General features: G+C 70.8%; 11 protein-coding genes. 3 read left to right on the top strand and 8 right to left on the bottom strand.

Annotated features, from left to right (window positions below; all coding sequences use genetic code 11):
• Positions 1 to 97: 97 nt before the first annotated feature.
• The 3 genes from ACH4UM_RS08570 to ACH4UM_RS08580 all read left to right on the top strand — a co-directional run bounded on the left by ACH4UM_RS08570 (position 98) and on the right by ACH4UM_RS08580 (position 3751).
• Complete coding sequence (locus ACH4UM_RS08570) at positions 98 to 613, top strand: PadR family transcriptional regulator (RefSeq protein WP_398175455.1); 516 nt, start codon at positions 98 to 100, stop codon at positions 611 to 613.
• The gene (locus ACH4UM_RS08575; protein ID WP_398175457.1) at positions 610 to 1407 is read left to right on the top strand and encodes an ABC transporter ATP-binding protein; all 798 of its coding nucleotides are present in this window, start codon (positions 610 to 612) and stop codon (positions 1405 to 1407) included. The genes ACH4UM_RS08570 and ACH4UM_RS08575 overlap by 4 nt, the downstream gene beginning before the upstream one ends.
• 61 nt (positions 1408 to 1468) lie before the next feature.
• Positions 1469 to 3751: an ABC transporter permease gene (locus tag ACH4UM_RS08580; RefSeq protein WP_398175459.1), complete on the top strand. Its 2283-nt coding sequence runs from the start codon at positions 1469 to 1471 to the stop codon at positions 3749 to 3751.
• Between the two features lie 619 nt (positions 3752 to 4370).
• Here ACH4UM_RS08580 and pgi read toward each other — a convergent pair.
• The 8 genes from pgi to ACH4UM_RS08620 form a co-directional block, all read right to left on the bottom strand.
• The gene (pgi, locus tag ACH4UM_RS08585; protein WP_398175461.1) at positions 4371 to 6023 is read right to left on the bottom strand and encodes a glucose-6-phosphate isomerase; all 1653 of its coding nucleotides are present in this window, start codon (positions 6021 to 6023) and stop codon (positions 4371 to 4373) included.
• Positions 6024 to 6093: 70 nt separating this feature from the next.
• The gene (locus ACH4UM_RS08590) at positions 6094 to 7365 is read right to left on the bottom strand and encodes an MFS transporter (protein WP_398175463.1); all 1272 of its coding nucleotides are present in this window, start codon (positions 7363 to 7365) and stop codon (positions 6094 to 6096) included.
• A 133-nt stretch (positions 7366 to 7498) separates the two neighbouring features.
• Entirely contained in the window at positions 7499 to 7834 is a 336-nt protein-coding gene (locus ACH4UM_RS08595) for an RNA polymerase-binding protein RbpA (RefSeq protein ID WP_003957010.1), read from the bottom strand.
• A gap of 222 nt (positions 7835 to 8056) precedes the next feature.
• On the bottom strand, positions 8057 to 8293 hold the full coding sequence (gene secG / locus ACH4UM_RS08600) for a preprotein translocase subunit SecG (protein WP_398175465.1): 237 nt from the start codon (positions 8291 to 8293) through the stop codon (positions 8057 to 8059).
• A gap of 162 nt (positions 8294 to 8455) precedes the next feature.
• Positions 8456 to 9232 carry a triose-phosphate isomerase gene (tpiA, locus tag ACH4UM_RS08605; RefSeq protein ID WP_398175467.1) on the bottom strand — a complete coding sequence of 259 codons (777 nt, stop codon included), beginning with the start codon at positions 9230 to 9232 and terminating at the stop codon, positions 8456 to 8458.
• Between the two features lie 6 nt (positions 9233 to 9238).
• Positions 9239 to 10450: a phosphoglycerate kinase gene (locus ACH4UM_RS08610; RefSeq protein WP_398175469.1), complete on the bottom strand. Its 1212-nt coding sequence runs from the start codon at positions 10448 to 10450 to the stop codon at positions 9239 to 9241.
• Positions 10451 to 10602: 152 nt separating this feature from the next.
• Positions 10603 to 11610 (bottom strand): type I glyceraldehyde-3-phosphate dehydrogenase, encoded by a 1008-nt coding sequence (gene gap, locus ACH4UM_RS08615; protein ID WP_398175471.1) that lies wholly within the window; start codon positions 11608 to 11610, stop codon positions 10603 to 10605.
• A gap of 248 nt (positions 11611 to 11858) precedes the next feature.
• Positions 11859 to 14813, bottom strand: a complete 2955-nt coding sequence (locus tag ACH4UM_RS08620) for a M14 family zinc carboxypeptidase (RefSeq protein WP_398175473.1) — start codon at positions 14811 to 14813, stop codon at positions 11859 to 11861.
• Positions 14814 to 15340 lie beyond the last annotated feature (527 nt).

The following is a 15340-nucleotide window of genomic DNA, read 5'->3' on the forward strand; positions in this document are numbered from 1 at the left end:
CATGTATACCTGTTAGGTATGGGCGATACTAGGGCTTGGAGCACATTACGCACCCGCACATTACGCCCATGACGAGGACGCTAGGAGGACAGCACGAGTGCGCCTGCCCCTCCTGGCACTCCTCGCGCGCGGTCCCGCCCACGGGTACGAGCTGAAGCAGGACCTTGAGCAACTGCTGGGGTCCGCGTACCCTCAGCCGAACGTCGGCCAGATCTACGTGACCCTCGGCCGCCTCGAGAAGTCGGGACTGATCGAGGGCGAGGAGGTCGAACAGTCCAGCCGGCCCAACAAGAAGATCTACCACCTCACCGACGCCGGGCGGGAGGCGCTGCGCGCCTGGTTCGAGGAGCCCGAGGACGAGCCGCGGGTACGGGACGAGTTCTTCATGAAACTCGCACTCGCCCCGCAGACCGGTCTCGCCGACCAGATCGCCCTCATCAACCAGCAGCGGCGCCAGTACCTCAACACCATGCGCAATCTGTCGAAACTGGCCACCGCCGAGAACCGGGACAACCGCATAGCCCATCTGCTGATCGAGGGCGCCATGCTGCATCTCCAGGCCGACCTCGACTGGCTGGAGCGGTGCCAGGAGGAACTGGAGGAGCTGGAGTGAGTGACGCCCACCCTCCTGAGCCGCAGGCCGAGGGCGCTGCCCCGCCGCGGGCCGAGAGCCCTCCCGTGCTGCGCGCCGAGGGCCTCGTCAAGACCCACTACGGCGAGGGCGCGCCCGCGCGTGCCGTGCGCGGCGTGGATCTTTCCGTGACGCGCGGCGAGTTCGTCGCGGTCACCGGTCCCTCCGGGGCCGGCAAGTCGACACTGCTGCACCTGCTGGGCGGGCTGCAGCGGCCCGACGAGGGCAGCATCTGGCTGGACGGCCGGTGCACGGACGCCTACAGCGAGGCCCGCTGGGCCGAGGAGCGCCGCAGAGGGATCGGGATCGTCTTCCAGTTCTTCAACCTGGTCTCGAACCTGTCGGTCGCCGACAACGTCGAGCTGCCCGCGCTGCTCGCCGGCCGCTCGCCCAAACAGGCACGGGCGAAGCGGGAGGAACTGCTGGCCGAGCTGGGCCTTGAAGGCAAGGAGCGCAGCATGCCGGGCGAGCTGTCCGGCGGCGAGCAGCAGCGGGTCGCGCTCGCCCGCGCCCTGGTCAACCATCCGCCGCTGCTGCTCGCCGACGAGCCCGCCGGCAGCCTGGACAGCAAGGGCACCCGCGAGGTGATGCGGCTGCTGTCCCGCTTCCACCAGCGCGGCCAGACGATCGTGCTGGTCACCCATGACGCACGGCTGGCGAGCGCCGCGGACCGGGTGATCAGCTTCTTCGACGGCCGGATCGCCGACGACGCGGAACTGGGCGGGACGCCGCGGCGGGGCGCGGGGATCTCGGGTGTGCTGGAGCTGAGGGACTGAGTGCGGTGGACGACCGTCTGACCCGCCCGGAACCGCTGCCCGGGCCGAGAGGCTGAGGCCCGTGCGAGCCACGTTGCGCTGGGCGCACTCCGATCTGCGCGCCCACCGGGGGGAGGCGCTGTTCATCGTGCTGGCCACGGCCGGCATCGTCGCCTCGCTGCTGCTGGCCACCGCGCTGTTCGGGTACGCCACCAACCCCTGGCAGCGGATCTTCACCCAGTCCCGCGGCGCACATGTGTGGATCCACACCGTGAAGTCCGCCGACACCGGCCGGATCGCCGGGCTGGACGGGGTCGAGTCCGTCGCCGGTCCGTACGTCACCGAGTCCGCCACCGTCTCCTCGCGCGGCACGCGCGCGACCGTCGAACTGCGCGGCACTGCGTCCCGGCCCTCCGTGGGCCGCCCGCTGCTCACCGCCGGCCACTGGCTCGACGCCCGGGACCCGGACGGCGTGGTCCTGGAGAGCCGGCTCGCCCGCGCCCTGCTGGCCGAGCCCGGGGACACACTCACCCTGCCCGGCACCACCCGCACGCTGACGGTCGTGGGCGTCGCCGACAGCGCCGAACCCCGCTACCGCCCGGGGGAACAACCGGGGCTGGTGTGGGCGCCGCCGTCCGCCGTGCGCGACCCCGGCGGCCGGGTGATCGGACTGCGCCTGACCGATCCGGGCGACACCGACTACGCCGTCCAGCGGGCCGTCACCGTACTGGGCGCCGGCGCGGTGGGCGAGGTGTCCACCTGGCAGCAGGCGCGGGCCGAGGCGCAGGGCGACAACCGGCTGCTGGGCCAGGTGCTGGGTCTCTTCGGGCTGGGCGCGCTGGTGGCCGCGGGTCTCGCGGTGCACGGCGCGATCGGCACCCGCATCCGCGGCCATCTGCGGGACATCTCCGTCCTGAAGGCGATCGGCTTCACACCCGGCCAGGTGGTCCGGATCTTCCTGCTCCAGCATGTGGCGTACGCCCTGCTCGGCGCCGCGGTCGCGGCCGCGCTGACCCAGGGGCTGGGCGCGCGGACCCCCGGTCGGCTGGGCGACGCGATCGGGGTGTGGCAGGGCCTGCCGGGACACACGATCGCGCTGTTCGCGGTGCCGGTGGGCGCGGTGCTGTTCATCGGGGCGGTCACCGGGCTCGCGGCCTGGCGGGCGGGGCGGGTGCCCCCGGTGCCGGTGCCGCGCCGCGCGGTGGCGCCCGGCGGGCGGCTGACCGGCGTGGCGCGCCGGGCCCTCGGCCTGCGCCTGTCGCCCGCGCTGGTCCTGGGCTGGCACAAGGCCTTCACCCGCCGCCCGCGCACCCTGGCCACGGTGGGGCGGCTGGCGCTGCCGCTGCTGCTGATCGTGGTGGCGATGAGCGCCTGGACCACGATCGACCGCTTCCACAGCAGGCCCGAGGAGCTGGGCCTGCCGACCGCACTCACCGTCCGCGCGGACAGCGGTCTGGGTGACGGCGGGACACGGGCCCTGCTGGCCCGGGAACCCCAGGTCGCCGCCGTCTACCCGGGCGTGGAGGTGGCCGCCCTGGTCCCCGGCCAGACCGCCACGATCGCCCTCCGGGGCCTGGGCACCCACCAGGACCCCTACCCGTACACCCTCGCCGAGGGCCGCCCCGCGCACGGCCCCGACGAGGCGGTGGCCGGGCAGGGACTGCTCGATCTGCTGGACGTGCACGTGGGCGACTGGGTCCGCATGACCGTCGGCGACCAGCCGCAGATCCTGCACATCGTGGGCCGCAGCATCGAGCCGGAGAACGCGGGCCGGGTCATCTCCACGTCCCTGGACACCCTGCGCGAGAACGACCCGCACCTGGCCCCCACCCTCTACCAGCTCCGCCTGCGCCCCGGCGCCGACCCGCGCCAGGTCGCCACCGCCCTGGCCACGGCGGGCCGCGGTCACCTGGACGTGCACACGGTGACCAACCCCGCCGACGGCCTCTCCCCGCTGCGCGCGGTGGTCGCCGGCCTGATCTGCGTGCTTGCGCTGATCGGGCTGATCGAGCTGCTGACCATGATCGGCGGCACCGTCCGCGAGGGCGAGCGGGACCTGCTGGCACTGAAGGCGATCGGGCTCTCCCCACGCCAGATCACCGCGATCACGGTGACGGCGACCTGCTGCACGGCCCTGGCGGCGGTCGTGGTCGCCACGGCCGTCGGTCTCCCCCTCGCCCACTGGCTGATCAACACCCAGGGCCGCTCCAGTGGCATAGGCGCCGGCATAGCCGAGGGCCCCTCCCCCCTGCTCCTGCTCCTGTTCGGCACCGCCGCGGTGGCCGGCGCCACGGCCCTCGCCGCCCTCCCCGCCTCCCGCGCAGCCCGACGCCGCCTCGCGGACACACTGAGCGCGGCGGCATAGACGACGAGACCGGGGGCCTGCGCGGGACGGCTTGAGGGCGGGACAGGCAAGACCGGGGCGAAACGGCCCGGGGGCAGGGGCGGGACGGACTCGGGCGCGGGCAGCCCGACGGCGAGCACGGCCCGGGCACGGGCAGCCCAAGGGCGGAAACCATCAGGAGAGCGGGCGGCCCGAGGGCGGGGACGACCCGGGCACAGGCCACCCGAGGGCGGGGACGACCCGAGGGGGGACGTCCCGAGGGCGAGGACGACGACCTCGGGGAGGGGCGACGCGCCCCGGGACACGGGACCCCCGCCCCCGGGAGAGGCGACGCACACGGGAAGGGCGACACCCCCGGGCCGCAGGCGCGACAACCGCGGAAGGCGGCACGGCAATACGGGGGTGCAGGGGGCGGAGCCCCCGCCCGCCCGGCCCGGGGAGGCGCCCGGGGCCGGGCGGGCACCTCACCGCACCGAGACGGGCAGGCGGGCAGGCGGGTGGGCAACGTCCGCCGAGGCTCGGGGCGGAGGCCCGCGGACGACCGGCAGACGGGCGGACAACGCCCACCGAGGCCCGAAGGCGCAGCCCCGAACAGCAGGGCCCCCTCACCCCGCCTAGACGGGTGGGTGGGCGAGTGCCGTCAACGCCCCCGCAGCGCCCGGTACTTGGTGACCAGCGCCTTCGTCGACGGATCCAGGCCCTCCACCTCCGCTCCTTCCGTCAGCGCGCGCTCGATCCGCTTGGCCAGCACCTTGCCGAGCTCGACGCCCCACTGGTCGAAGGAGTCGATGTTCCACACCGCGCCCTGCACGAACACCTTGTGTTCGTAGAGCGCGATCAGCTGCCCCAGGACCGACGGAGTCAGCTCGCGCGCGAGGATCGTGGTCGTCGGATGGTCGCCCCGGAACGTCTTGTGCGCCACCAGCTCCTCCGGCACCCCCTCGGCCCGCACCTCCTCCGGCGTCTTGCCGAAGGCCAGCGCCTGCGTCTGCGCGAAGAAGTTGGCCATCAGCAGGTCGTGCTGCGCCCTGAGTTCACCGCTCAGCTCGCCGACCGGCTCGGCGAAGCCGATGAAGTCGGCCGGGATCAGCTTCGTACCCTGGTGGATGAGCTGGTAGTAGGCGTGCTGGCCGTTGGTGCCGGGCGTGCCCCAGACCACCGGTCCGGTCTGCCATTCGACGGGCTCGCCGTCGCGCTGCACCGACTTGCCGTTGGACTCCATGTCCAGCTGCTGCAGATAGGCGGTGAACTTCGACAGGTAGTGCGAGTACGGCAGCACCGCGTGCGACTGCGCGTCGTGGAAGTTGCCGTACCAGATGCCGAGCAGTCCGAGCAGCAGTGGCACGTTGGACTCGGCGGGCGCGGTGCGAAAGTGCTCGTCGACGATCCGGAACCCGTCCAGCATCTCCCGGAACCGGTCCGCACCGATCGCGATCATCAGCGACAGGCCGATCGCGGAGTCGTACGAGTACCGCCCACCGACCCAGTCCCAGAACTCGAACATGTTGTCCACGTCGATGCCGAACCCGGTGACCTTCTCCGCGTTCGTCGACAGCGCCACGAAGTGCTTCGCCACCGCCTCCGGGCCCGCGCCCAGCTCCGTCAGCAGCCACTCGCGCGCCGAGGTCGCGTTGGTGATCGTCTCGATCGTGGTGAACGTCTTGGACGCGATGACGAACAGCGTCTCCGCCGCGTCCAGGTCCCGGGTCGCCTCGTGCAGATCCGCACCGTCGACATTGGACACGAACCGGACCACCAGATCACGGTCGGTGTAGGCGCGCAGCACCTCGTACGCCATCGCCGGGCCGAGGTCCGAGCCACCGATGCCGACGTTGACCACGTTGCGGATCCGCCGGCCGGTGTGGCCCGTCCACTCCCCCGACCGCACCCGCTCGGCGAAGCCGGCCATCTTGTCGAGCACCGCGTGCACGCCCGGCACGACGTTCTCGCCGTCGACCTCGATCACCGCGTCCCGCGGGGCGCGCAGCGCGGTGTGCAGGACCGCACGGTTCTCGGTGACATTGATCCTCTCGCCCCGGAACATGGCGTCGCGCAGGCCGAACACGTCCGTCGCGGTGGCAAGATCGCGCAGCAGCCGCAGCGTCTCGTCGGTGACGAGGTGCTTGGAGTAGTCGATGTACAGATCGCCGACCTGGAGCGTGTAGCCGTCGCCGCGCCCCGGGTCGGCCGCGAACAGATCCCTCAGACCGGTGCCGGCGAGCTCCTCACGGTGCTTGGCGAGAGCGGTCCACTCGGGCGTCTGGTTGAGCCCGCCACGGACATATGTGTTCATTTCGGACTTCAGCCTTCTTTCCTTGCTGTCCTGCCGTGTCCCTGCCCCGCTGCCGGTCCAACCTAGTTGATCAGCGCGGAACGTGAGCTGTCGTCACGCCGTCGTCCGGCGCAACAACAGGTACGTCGTCCTTGCGCGCGGGTGTCAACGCGGTGACCGCGAGGGCGAAGAGCACGGCCGCCAGCAACGCGGGCGCGTTCAGACCGCCGGACCGCGCCACGGCTCCGCCGAGCAGGGCGCCGAGCGGAGCGCCGGCTGTCGAGGCCGTGCGGAAGGCCGAGGCCATGCGGCCCACCATGGACTCGGGGCTGCGGTGCTGCATCAGCGTGACCTGGTTGACGTTCCACACCATGTTCATGGAGCCGAGCAGCAGCATCCCCAGCAGCAGGGCACCGAGGTGACGGACACAACCGATGATCAGCAGGGAGACCGTCTGCACACTGCCGGCCACGAGCAGCGCGCGCAGGCGTCCCGTGCGGCGCGCGATCCGCTGGGCGACGAAGCCGCCGGCCAGGCTCCCGGCCGAGTACACCGTCATCGCGGCCACGTATCCGGCGTTGCCGGCGTGCAGCCACCGCGTGACGTGCAGGACCAGCGTGGCGATCAGGGCACCCATGCCGATGTTGCACAGCAGTGTGGCCAGGCAGATCGCCCGCAGTGCCCGGTCGCGCCACAGCGCGCGCAGGCCTTCGCCGATCTCGGCCCGCAGCGTGCTGCCGGCCGGGCGCGGCTCGCGCTCCGGCGGCCGTATCCGCAGACGGGCCACGAGGGCCGCGGCCAGGAGGTAGGTGCAGGCGTCGGCAGCGAACGGGGCGAACGCACCGGCCGCCAGGAGCAGCGGCACGAACGGGCCGGCCAGCAGTCCGCCCGCGAGCTGCTGGCCGGTCATCAGCCGGGCATTGGCACCGCCCAGGGCCTCGCGGGCCACCAAGGAGGGCAGCAGGGCCGTGGCGGCGTTGTCGAAGAGCGTCTGCAGGGTGGTGAGCGAGAAGGCGAGCGCCAGCAGCAGCGGGACGGAGGCGTGTCCGAGCCCCACCGCGAGCGCGAAGCAGGCGACGAGCAGTCCGCGCACGGTGTCGAGCGCCCACATCGCCCGGCGCTGGTCCACCCGGTCCGCCACGGCCCCGCCGAGCAGTCCGAACAGGAGCCACGGCACATAGCCGCAGGCGGTGACGGAGGCGACGGCGAGCGGTTCGTCGGTGAGTCCCACGGCGATCAGGGGCAGCGCGGCCGCGCGCAGGCCGTCTCCGAACCGGGAGACCACGGCCGCACTCCACAGCCGCCCGAATCCCCCGCGCCACGCAGGCCGCCTCACGACCTGGGCCGCCTCGACCGTCGTCATCGTCCCCCCTCACGATTCGCCGATACACAAACCGTAGAGGGCACCACTGACAATCGGTCCGCGGCTGGTGGCCGGCCGGGGAACGAAACAGGTCCGGCCCCGTGCCCGCGGGCACCCGGCCGGACGTAAACTCCTAGATCTCGCCGCGCAGTTTGGCGAGCGCCTCGGCGAGGATCGCCTCGCCGTCCGCGTCGCTGCGCCGCTCCCGTACGTACGCGAGATGCGTCTTGTACGGCTCGGTTCGCGGCGGGTCCGGCGGGTTGTCCCGGTCCTGACCGGCCGGGAAGCCGCAGCGCGGGCAGTCCCAGGTGTCGGGAACCTGCGCGTCACTGGCGAAGCTGGGCTGCGTCTCGTGCCCGTTGGAGCACCAGAAGGAGATGCGCAGACGCGGCGCGGACTCGCCGCGCTCGGCCTCGCCCATCGGCCCCGCCCCGACCCGGCTTCCTCGGATCGCGTTGCCACTTGCCACGGTCGTAACTCCCTGCGTGATGGTGCCGCGAAGCGAGTCGGCGTTTCGCTTCGCTGCGAGCGCCTCAGTCTACGTAAGGCCCAACGCGCGTCCAGTGATGGGAGTTACCGACCCCATCCACAGACGCAAGCCCCATGATAGGCCGCGCACAGGAGCGCGTACCGACCATGGGGCTTTACGTACGGAATGTGCGGTCCATACCGCCCGGCGTCCGTTCGTTCGTCAGCTGGTCGTCTTCATCAGGATGCCGAGCACGATGATGCACGCGAGCCAGAGCAGGCCGATCACCAGGGTGATGCGGTCGAGGTTGCGCTCGGCGACCGAGGAGCCGCCGACGGACGACTGCATGCCGCCACCGAACATGTCGGAGAGGCCGCCGCCCTTCCCCTTGTGCATCAGCACCAGCAGCATCAGCAGCAGGCTGAAGACGATCAGGGCGATCGAGAACCCCAAAACCACGGCTGGACCAACTTCCTCGGATTCGGATGGACGACGGGGGCACGGCAGGTGCCATGCGGCGAGAGCCGCACATCGACACAGTCACCATGCCCCCGCAAGGGTACGACGGATCGCCGCTACCGCATACTCACAGCTCGGCTCGCCGCCCGGCGTGCGCCCGGCTCACTGCTCGCGGAAGCGCACGATCTTGACGAACTCGTCCGCGTCCAGCGAGGCCCCGCCGACCAGGGCGCCGTCGATGTCGGCCTGCGCCATGATCTCGGCGACGTTGCCCGACTTCACGGAGCCGCCGTACTGGATGCGGACCTGGTCGGCCAGCTCCTGCGAGTACAGCTCGGCGATCTTGCCGCGGATGGCGGCGCAGACCTCCTGCGCGTCCTCGGCGCCGCAGACCTTGCCGGTGCCGATGGCCCACACGGGCTCGTAGGCGATCACGACCGTCTCGGCCTGCTCGGCCGGGAGGTCCTTCAGACCGCCCTCGACCTGGGCGAGGGTGTGGGCGACGTGGTTGCCCGCCTCGCGGACCTCCAGCTCCTCGCCGACGCACAGGATCGGGGTCAGACCGTGCTTGTAGGCGGCCTTGACCTTGGCGTTCACCAGCTCGTCGGTCTCGTTGTGGTACTGGCGCCGCTCGGAGTGGCCGATCGCCACGAAGGTGCACTTGAGCTTGGCCAGCATCGGGCCGGAGATCTCACCGGTGTAGGCGCCGGAGTCGTGCTGCGAGATGTCCTGGGCGCCGTACTTGATCCTCAGCTTGTCGCCGTCGACCAGGGTCTGCACGGAGCGCAGGTCGGTGAAGGGCGGCAGGACGGCGACCTCGACGGCCTCGTAGTCCTTGTCGGCCAGGGCGAAGGCGAGCTTCTGGACGTGTGCGATGGCCTCGAGGTGGTTGAGGTTCATCTTCCAGTTGCCCGCCATCAGCGGCGTGCGCGTGCTCATGCGGTTTCAGTCCTCCAGTGCGGCGAGGCCGGGGAGCGTCTTGCCCTCGAGGTATTCGAGGGAGGCGCCGCCACCGGTCGAGATGTGGCCGAATGCCGACTCGTCGAAGCCCAGCGTACGGACGGCGGCGGCGGAGTCGCCGCCGCCGACCACGGTGAAGCCGTCCGAGTCGACCAGAGCCTGGGCGACCGCCTTGGTGCCCTCGGCGAAGTCGGGGTGCTCGAAGACGCCCATCGGGCCGTTCCAGAAGACGGTGGCCGCGTCGGCGAGCTTCGAGGCGTACAGCTTGCGGGTCTCAGGACCGATGTCCAGGCCCTCCTGGTCGGCCGGGATGGCGTCCGCGGCGACGGCGGTGGGGTTGGCCGGGGCCTTGGTCTTCAGGTCCGGGAATTCGGGCGAGACCAGGGTGTCCACCGGCAGCACCAGCTCGACACCGATCTTCTCGGCCCGCTCGAGGTACTCCTGGACGGCCGGGACCTGGTCCTCCTGCAGGAGGGACTTGCCGACCTCGTAGCCCTTGGCCTTGAGGAAGGTGTACGCCATGCCGCCGCCGATGAGCAGCCGGTCGGCCTTGCCGAGCAGCTGGTCGATGACGGCGAGCTTGTCGGAGACCTTGGCGCCGCCGAGCGCGACGACGTAGGGCCGCCGGACGTCCTCGGTGAGCTTCTTCAGGACGCCGACCTCGGTGGCGATGAGGTAACCGGCGTAGTGCGGCAGGCGGGCCGGCAGGTCGTAGACCGAGGCGTGCTTGCGGTGCACCGCGCCGAAGCCGTCGCCGACGTAGACGTCCGCGAGGGCTGCGAGGGCGTCGGCGAACCCGCCGCGCTCGGTGTCGTCCTTGGAGGTCTCGCCGGCGTTGAAGCGCAGGTTCTCGATGACCGCGACCTGGCCGGGCTGGAGGCCGTCCACGGCGTCGTGGGCGGCGGGGCCGACGGTGTCCTGGGCGAACGCCACCGGGGCGCCGAGCAGTTCACCCAGGCGCTCGGCGGCGGGCAGCAGCGAGAAGGCCGGGTCCGGGGCGCCCTTGGGGCGGCCCAGGTGGGAGGCGACGACCACCTTGGCGCCGGCCTCGGCCAGGGCCTTGACGGTGGGCAGGACGGCACGGATGCGGCCGTCGTCGGTGATGACGCCGTCGGCCAGCGGCACGTTGAGGTCGGCGCGGACGAAGACCCGCTTGCCGTCCACGCCTTCGGCGAGAAGTTCGTCGATCGTCTTCATGGATGGGACTCCTGGAGAGAGGGCTCTTGATCGTACGAGGGCTGATCGATCCGTACGCGAGCCGGGGCCCGCTGTACGTGCGTCAGGGCTCGGGCGGCGCGACCACGCGCTGCCCGAGCCCTGATCTCACATCGAGGTGCCTGCTCTGTCGATCAGAGCTGGTTGCCCACGAAGACCGTCAGGTCGACGAGACGGTTGGAGTAGCCCCACTCGTTGTCGTACCAGCCGATGACCTTCACGTTCTTGCCCTCCTGGACCATGGTCAGGGAGGAGTCGAAGGTGCAGGACGCCGGGGCGTTGACGATGTCGGAGGAGACGATCGGGTCCTCGGTGTACTCGAGGATGCCCTTCAGCTCGCCCTCGGCGGCCTTCTGGAAGGCGGCGTTGACCTCTTCCTTGGTGACCTCGCGGGAGAGCTCGATGACGAGGTCGGTGACCGAGCCGGTGGGGACCGGGACGCGCATGGCCATGCCGTCCAGCTTGCCCTTGAGCTGCGGCAGCACCAGGGCGGTGGCCTTGGCGGCACCGGTGGTGGTCGGGATGATGTTCTCGGCGGCGGCGCGGGCGCGGCGCAGGTCCTTGTGCGGGAAGTCCAGGATGCGCTGGTCGTTGGTGTACGCGTGCACCGTGGTCATCAGACCCTTGACGATGCCGAAGTTCTCGTCGAGGACCTTCGCCATCGGCGCCACACAGTTGGTGGTGCAGGAGGCGTTGGAGATGACGTGGTGGTTGGCCGCGTCGTACTTGTCGTGGTTGACGCCCATCACGATGGTGACGTCTTCGTTCTTCGCCGGGGCGGAGATGATGACCTTCTTGGCGCCGCCCGCGATGTGCTTCTCGGCGTCTTCCTTCTTGGTGAAGATGCCGGTGGACTCGATGACGATGTCCACGCCCAGTTCGCCCCACGGGATGTCGGCGGGGTTGCGCTCGGAGAGGACCTTGATGGTCCTGCCGTCCACGGTGATGGTGTCCTCGGTGTGCGAGACCTCCTGCTTGAGGCGGCCGAGGATGGTGTCGTACTTCAGCAGGTGGGCGGTGGTCGCGGTGTCACCCAGGTCGTTGACAGCCACGATCTCGATGTCTGCACCCTGCTCCAGCAGCGCGCGGAAGTAGTTACGACCGATGCGGCCAAAGCCGTTGATGCCTACGCGGATCGTCACGAACCGATCTCCTCGTTGGTACGCCGGTTTCGACGCCGGCGAGCTGTATGGGATGTCCCCGACCACCCCCGACCCTACCTCTCTGAGGCCTCCGAAGTGACATTCGGCCGCCCCGGAAAAGGCACGGCGGTCCGTACCCGTCAGTAGGCGTACGGACCGCCTGGACACGGGGTCCTGTTCACTCCATTTCAGTATGGAATGTCAGTGCATGTTGACCACATTCATCACTCTTTCGTGCAGGCCCCGGCTCACTTGTCGAGTGCCGCGATCGAGCGCTTCATCAGGGCCGCCCGGTCGGCGGCCGACGGGAGGTGTTCCAGGCCGAAGCCGAACAGCACGGACCGGTTCGTCGTGACCGCTCCGTACGTCTTGAAGAGGGTCCCGGTGCGCACCCAGTCCTTGAGGACGGCCGGGCTGCCCGGAGGTGGTCCGGGCACGCTCCAGGGACCCAGGGACGTCTCGAACCCCTCGGTCTCCTTCGCCGTGCCACCGATGACGAGCGAGGTGTCGTCGGCGAGGACGCCGTGGCCGCCGGTGCCGGGGTCGGTGACGTAGGTGAGGGAGACCTCGACGGACTTGCCGGCGTACGCGCTCAGGTCGAAGCTCACCTGCTGCCAGCCGCTGGAGGACCCGGTGAAGCTGTTCCACGAGCCGCTGGTGCCGTGCCCGGCGCAACCGCCGGAACCCAGGGTCAGGTAGTGCCTGAGCCAGGGGTGCTCGTTGACGAGGAACCCGGCCCCGCACTCGGCGGGCACGGCCGCGCTGGTCCCGCCGCCCGTCTCGGGAAGCGTCGTCCAGTCGTCGGCGCCGGTGGTGTGGATCTCCAGGAGGGCGTGGTCGTAGCCGGGCTCGGTGTCCCAGAGCAGCCGCGTGCGCAGCGTCGGCTTGTCGGCGGCGCCGACACCCGTGAGGTCGATGGTGCGGGTCAGTCGCTTGTAGGCGTCGTCGGTGTGCACAGCGGCCGCCATGTACGAACCCGTGTACGGCCCGTACGGGTTGACGGTTCCGGCGAAGCTGCCGGCGCCGGCGCTGGCGAACTGCGGGTGGGTGGCCACCGGCAGTTCCTCGGAGGTCACCCCGTAGGTGCCGGCCTTGTCCAGTGGGTCGCCCGGCGCGTCACCGAGCGCGCCGCTGAAGCCGGCGAGCTTGCCGGAGCCGGTGAATCCGGAGGCGCCGGACGTCGAGGTGCGCGAGTAGGCGCCCAGGTAGTACTGGCTGAAGTCGTCCGAGAGGGTGCCGCCGCCGAGGTCCACACTGCCGCCGGCCTGCTCCCCCGCCTCGATCAGCCTGCCGCCCGCGTTGAGGTGGGCGCGCAACTGGAGCTGGGTGGCGTTGCCCGGCCCCTTGGGTCCCGAGTAGTGCACGACCGTACGGAAGTGCTTGAGCACGCCGAGCGCGTCGGGCACGCCCTGGGTGGCGACGTCCCAGACGATCGCCCTGCGGCCGTTCGCCTTCAGCGCGTCCACGTACTTCTGCGCCTGTGTGGCGGCCGAGCCCTCCTCGGCGACCACCAGGGTGTCGGCCCGGGGCCGCCGGGCCACGGTGTAGGTGAAGTGCCGGCTCGCCGTCTTCTTCCCGCTTCTCGTCCGGCCGGTGAACCACACGTCGACCCTGTCGCCCGGGCCGGCACCGTGGACCTTGGCCCGGTACTCGTCGAAGTAGAGGTGGTCCGCGCCGCCGTAGGTCTCGCCGCCCTTCCAGGGCCGCAGTGCCTTGACGTACGTACGGCCGCCGTCGACCCGGTACCGCAGCTCCTTGTCGCGCACGGACCTGCGTACGACGACCGAGACCTCCTGGTCGGCGCCGCGGGCGTACGACGTCGGGAAGGCTGCCGGGGTGAAGTCCGCGGCGCTCAGGCCCACCGGCGAACTCGGCCGGTCGGGATGGGGGGCCGTCTCGGCGACGGAGAGCGCGAACGGGATGTTCTTGACGAACTCCTGCTCGATGAGCTTCTCGTCGTCGGGGAAGTTGAAGACCGAGCGGCAGTCGGCCGCGTTCCAGGCGTCGTTCGGGTCGGCGTTGGACGCGGTCTGGCAGGTCGACATCTCGGGGGTGAACATCGCCATGCCGTTGACGTTGCCCGCGTGGCCGTCCGCCTCGCCGTTGGTGGTGTACAGCTCCGAGGAGACCTGCGAACGGTATCCGGGGATCGCCGGGTTGTCCGGGGTCCCGGCGAGCGCCTTGTAGAGCACGTCGTCCGGGGTCGGTGTGGCCACCTGCCAGCCGACGCCGTAGAGGAGGAGCTGGGCGGCCGAGTGGTAGTTGATGCCGTAGGTGAAGTGGATGCGCTTTTCGAACCGGTCGAGGGCCTGGGTCTCGGGCTCCGAGCCGGGGGCCGCGCCGCGGTAGGTCTCACTGGTGGGGTTGGGGGACGAACCCTCGTCGTCATATCCCCACTTGTAGGGGAAGTTGCGGTTGAGGTCGACGCCGTCGCCGGTGGAGATGACTCCGTCGCCGTTGACGTCCCGCAGGTTCTTGCGCCACAGACGGGTGCTGGAGTCCTTGAACGTGTAGTCGTAGCCGTCGGGGTTGGCGGAGATGAGGAACCACAGCTCGGTGGAGTCGACGATCTTCCTGATCCGCTTGTCCGTCCCGTAGTGGTCCAGGTAGTAGTGCATCAGCCGGCGGGTCATCTCCGGCGTGATCCACTCGCGGGCGTGCTGGTTGGACATGTAGAGCACGGAGGGCTTGGAGCCGTCGCGGGACTTCCTGGCGTTCCGGGTGAGCTTGAGGGCGAGGATGTCCTGTCCGTTGACGGTCTTCCCGATGGACACGACCTTGGTGAGGCCGGGGTGGGCCTGCCCGGTCCGGACGATCTCCTCCTCCAGGCCGCCCTTGCCGCTGTAGGGGCGGAACACGCCCTGGGCGGCGCCCACCACCCGGTTCTCCGCCTTGACCGACAGCGTGCGCTCGGTGAGGTGGACGCCCTGCTTCTGGAGCGCCCTCGCCTGTTTGCCGGTGAGGTACAGCTCCACGGTGGTCCGGCCCTTGCCGGTCACCTGTTCGCCGAGCTCGTGGCCGTCCTGACCGGCCTTCAGCAGCAGGGGTACCTGCTGCCGACTGACGTCGGCGCGGAAGACCCTCACCTCGTCCGGATCCGGCCGGGGTGAAGTGCCGTTCTGCGCCTGGGCGACGGGTGCTAAGCCCGCTCCGCCGAGCAGGAGCGCGCCGACAGCGAGGATCGATCTCGCTCTTTGTCTCATGAAACCCCCTGGCGGTGGTCCGCCGCAGCGGCGAACAGCTGCCAGGTTCATGTCACTTCTTGATCGAGTCAAGGGTGCCTCAAAGACAGGGAAACGACGATGCCTTCGGCCCCCAACGGGGCTTCCACACCGGCGTGTTGGCCTACAGGGACATGGATGGGCGGGATGGACGGAAGTGGTCGGAGGTGGATGGAGATGGATGGAGATGGATGGATTGGACGGAGGTGGACGGAGGTGAACACGGGCGCCGCGCTCATGGCCGGCGCCCGGCCACCGAAACGGACAGTGACGGGGACAGGAACAGGGCCCCGGACAGACAGGGGCTCGGGCACGGACACGGACCGGGCGCAGGAGGCCGGGTACGGAACGTGACGCGTGGGGGGGGTGGGTGCGGGCGGCGCCGGGCGGCGCGCCCGCGACCGGCGGCGCGGGCCCGACGGTCCGCGCGTTTTGGCCGACGGCGCGAGGCCGGGCCCGGACTCCGGCCCGGGCGCGGTCGAGGCCGATCGCGCCCGGCCGCCGCCGGT

The sequence above is a fragment of the Streptomyces sp. NPDC020801 genome (assembly GCF_044334385.1).
In the GTDB taxonomy this organism is placed as follows: domain Bacteria; phylum Actinomycetota; class Actinomycetes; order Streptomycetales; family Streptomycetaceae; genus Streptomyces.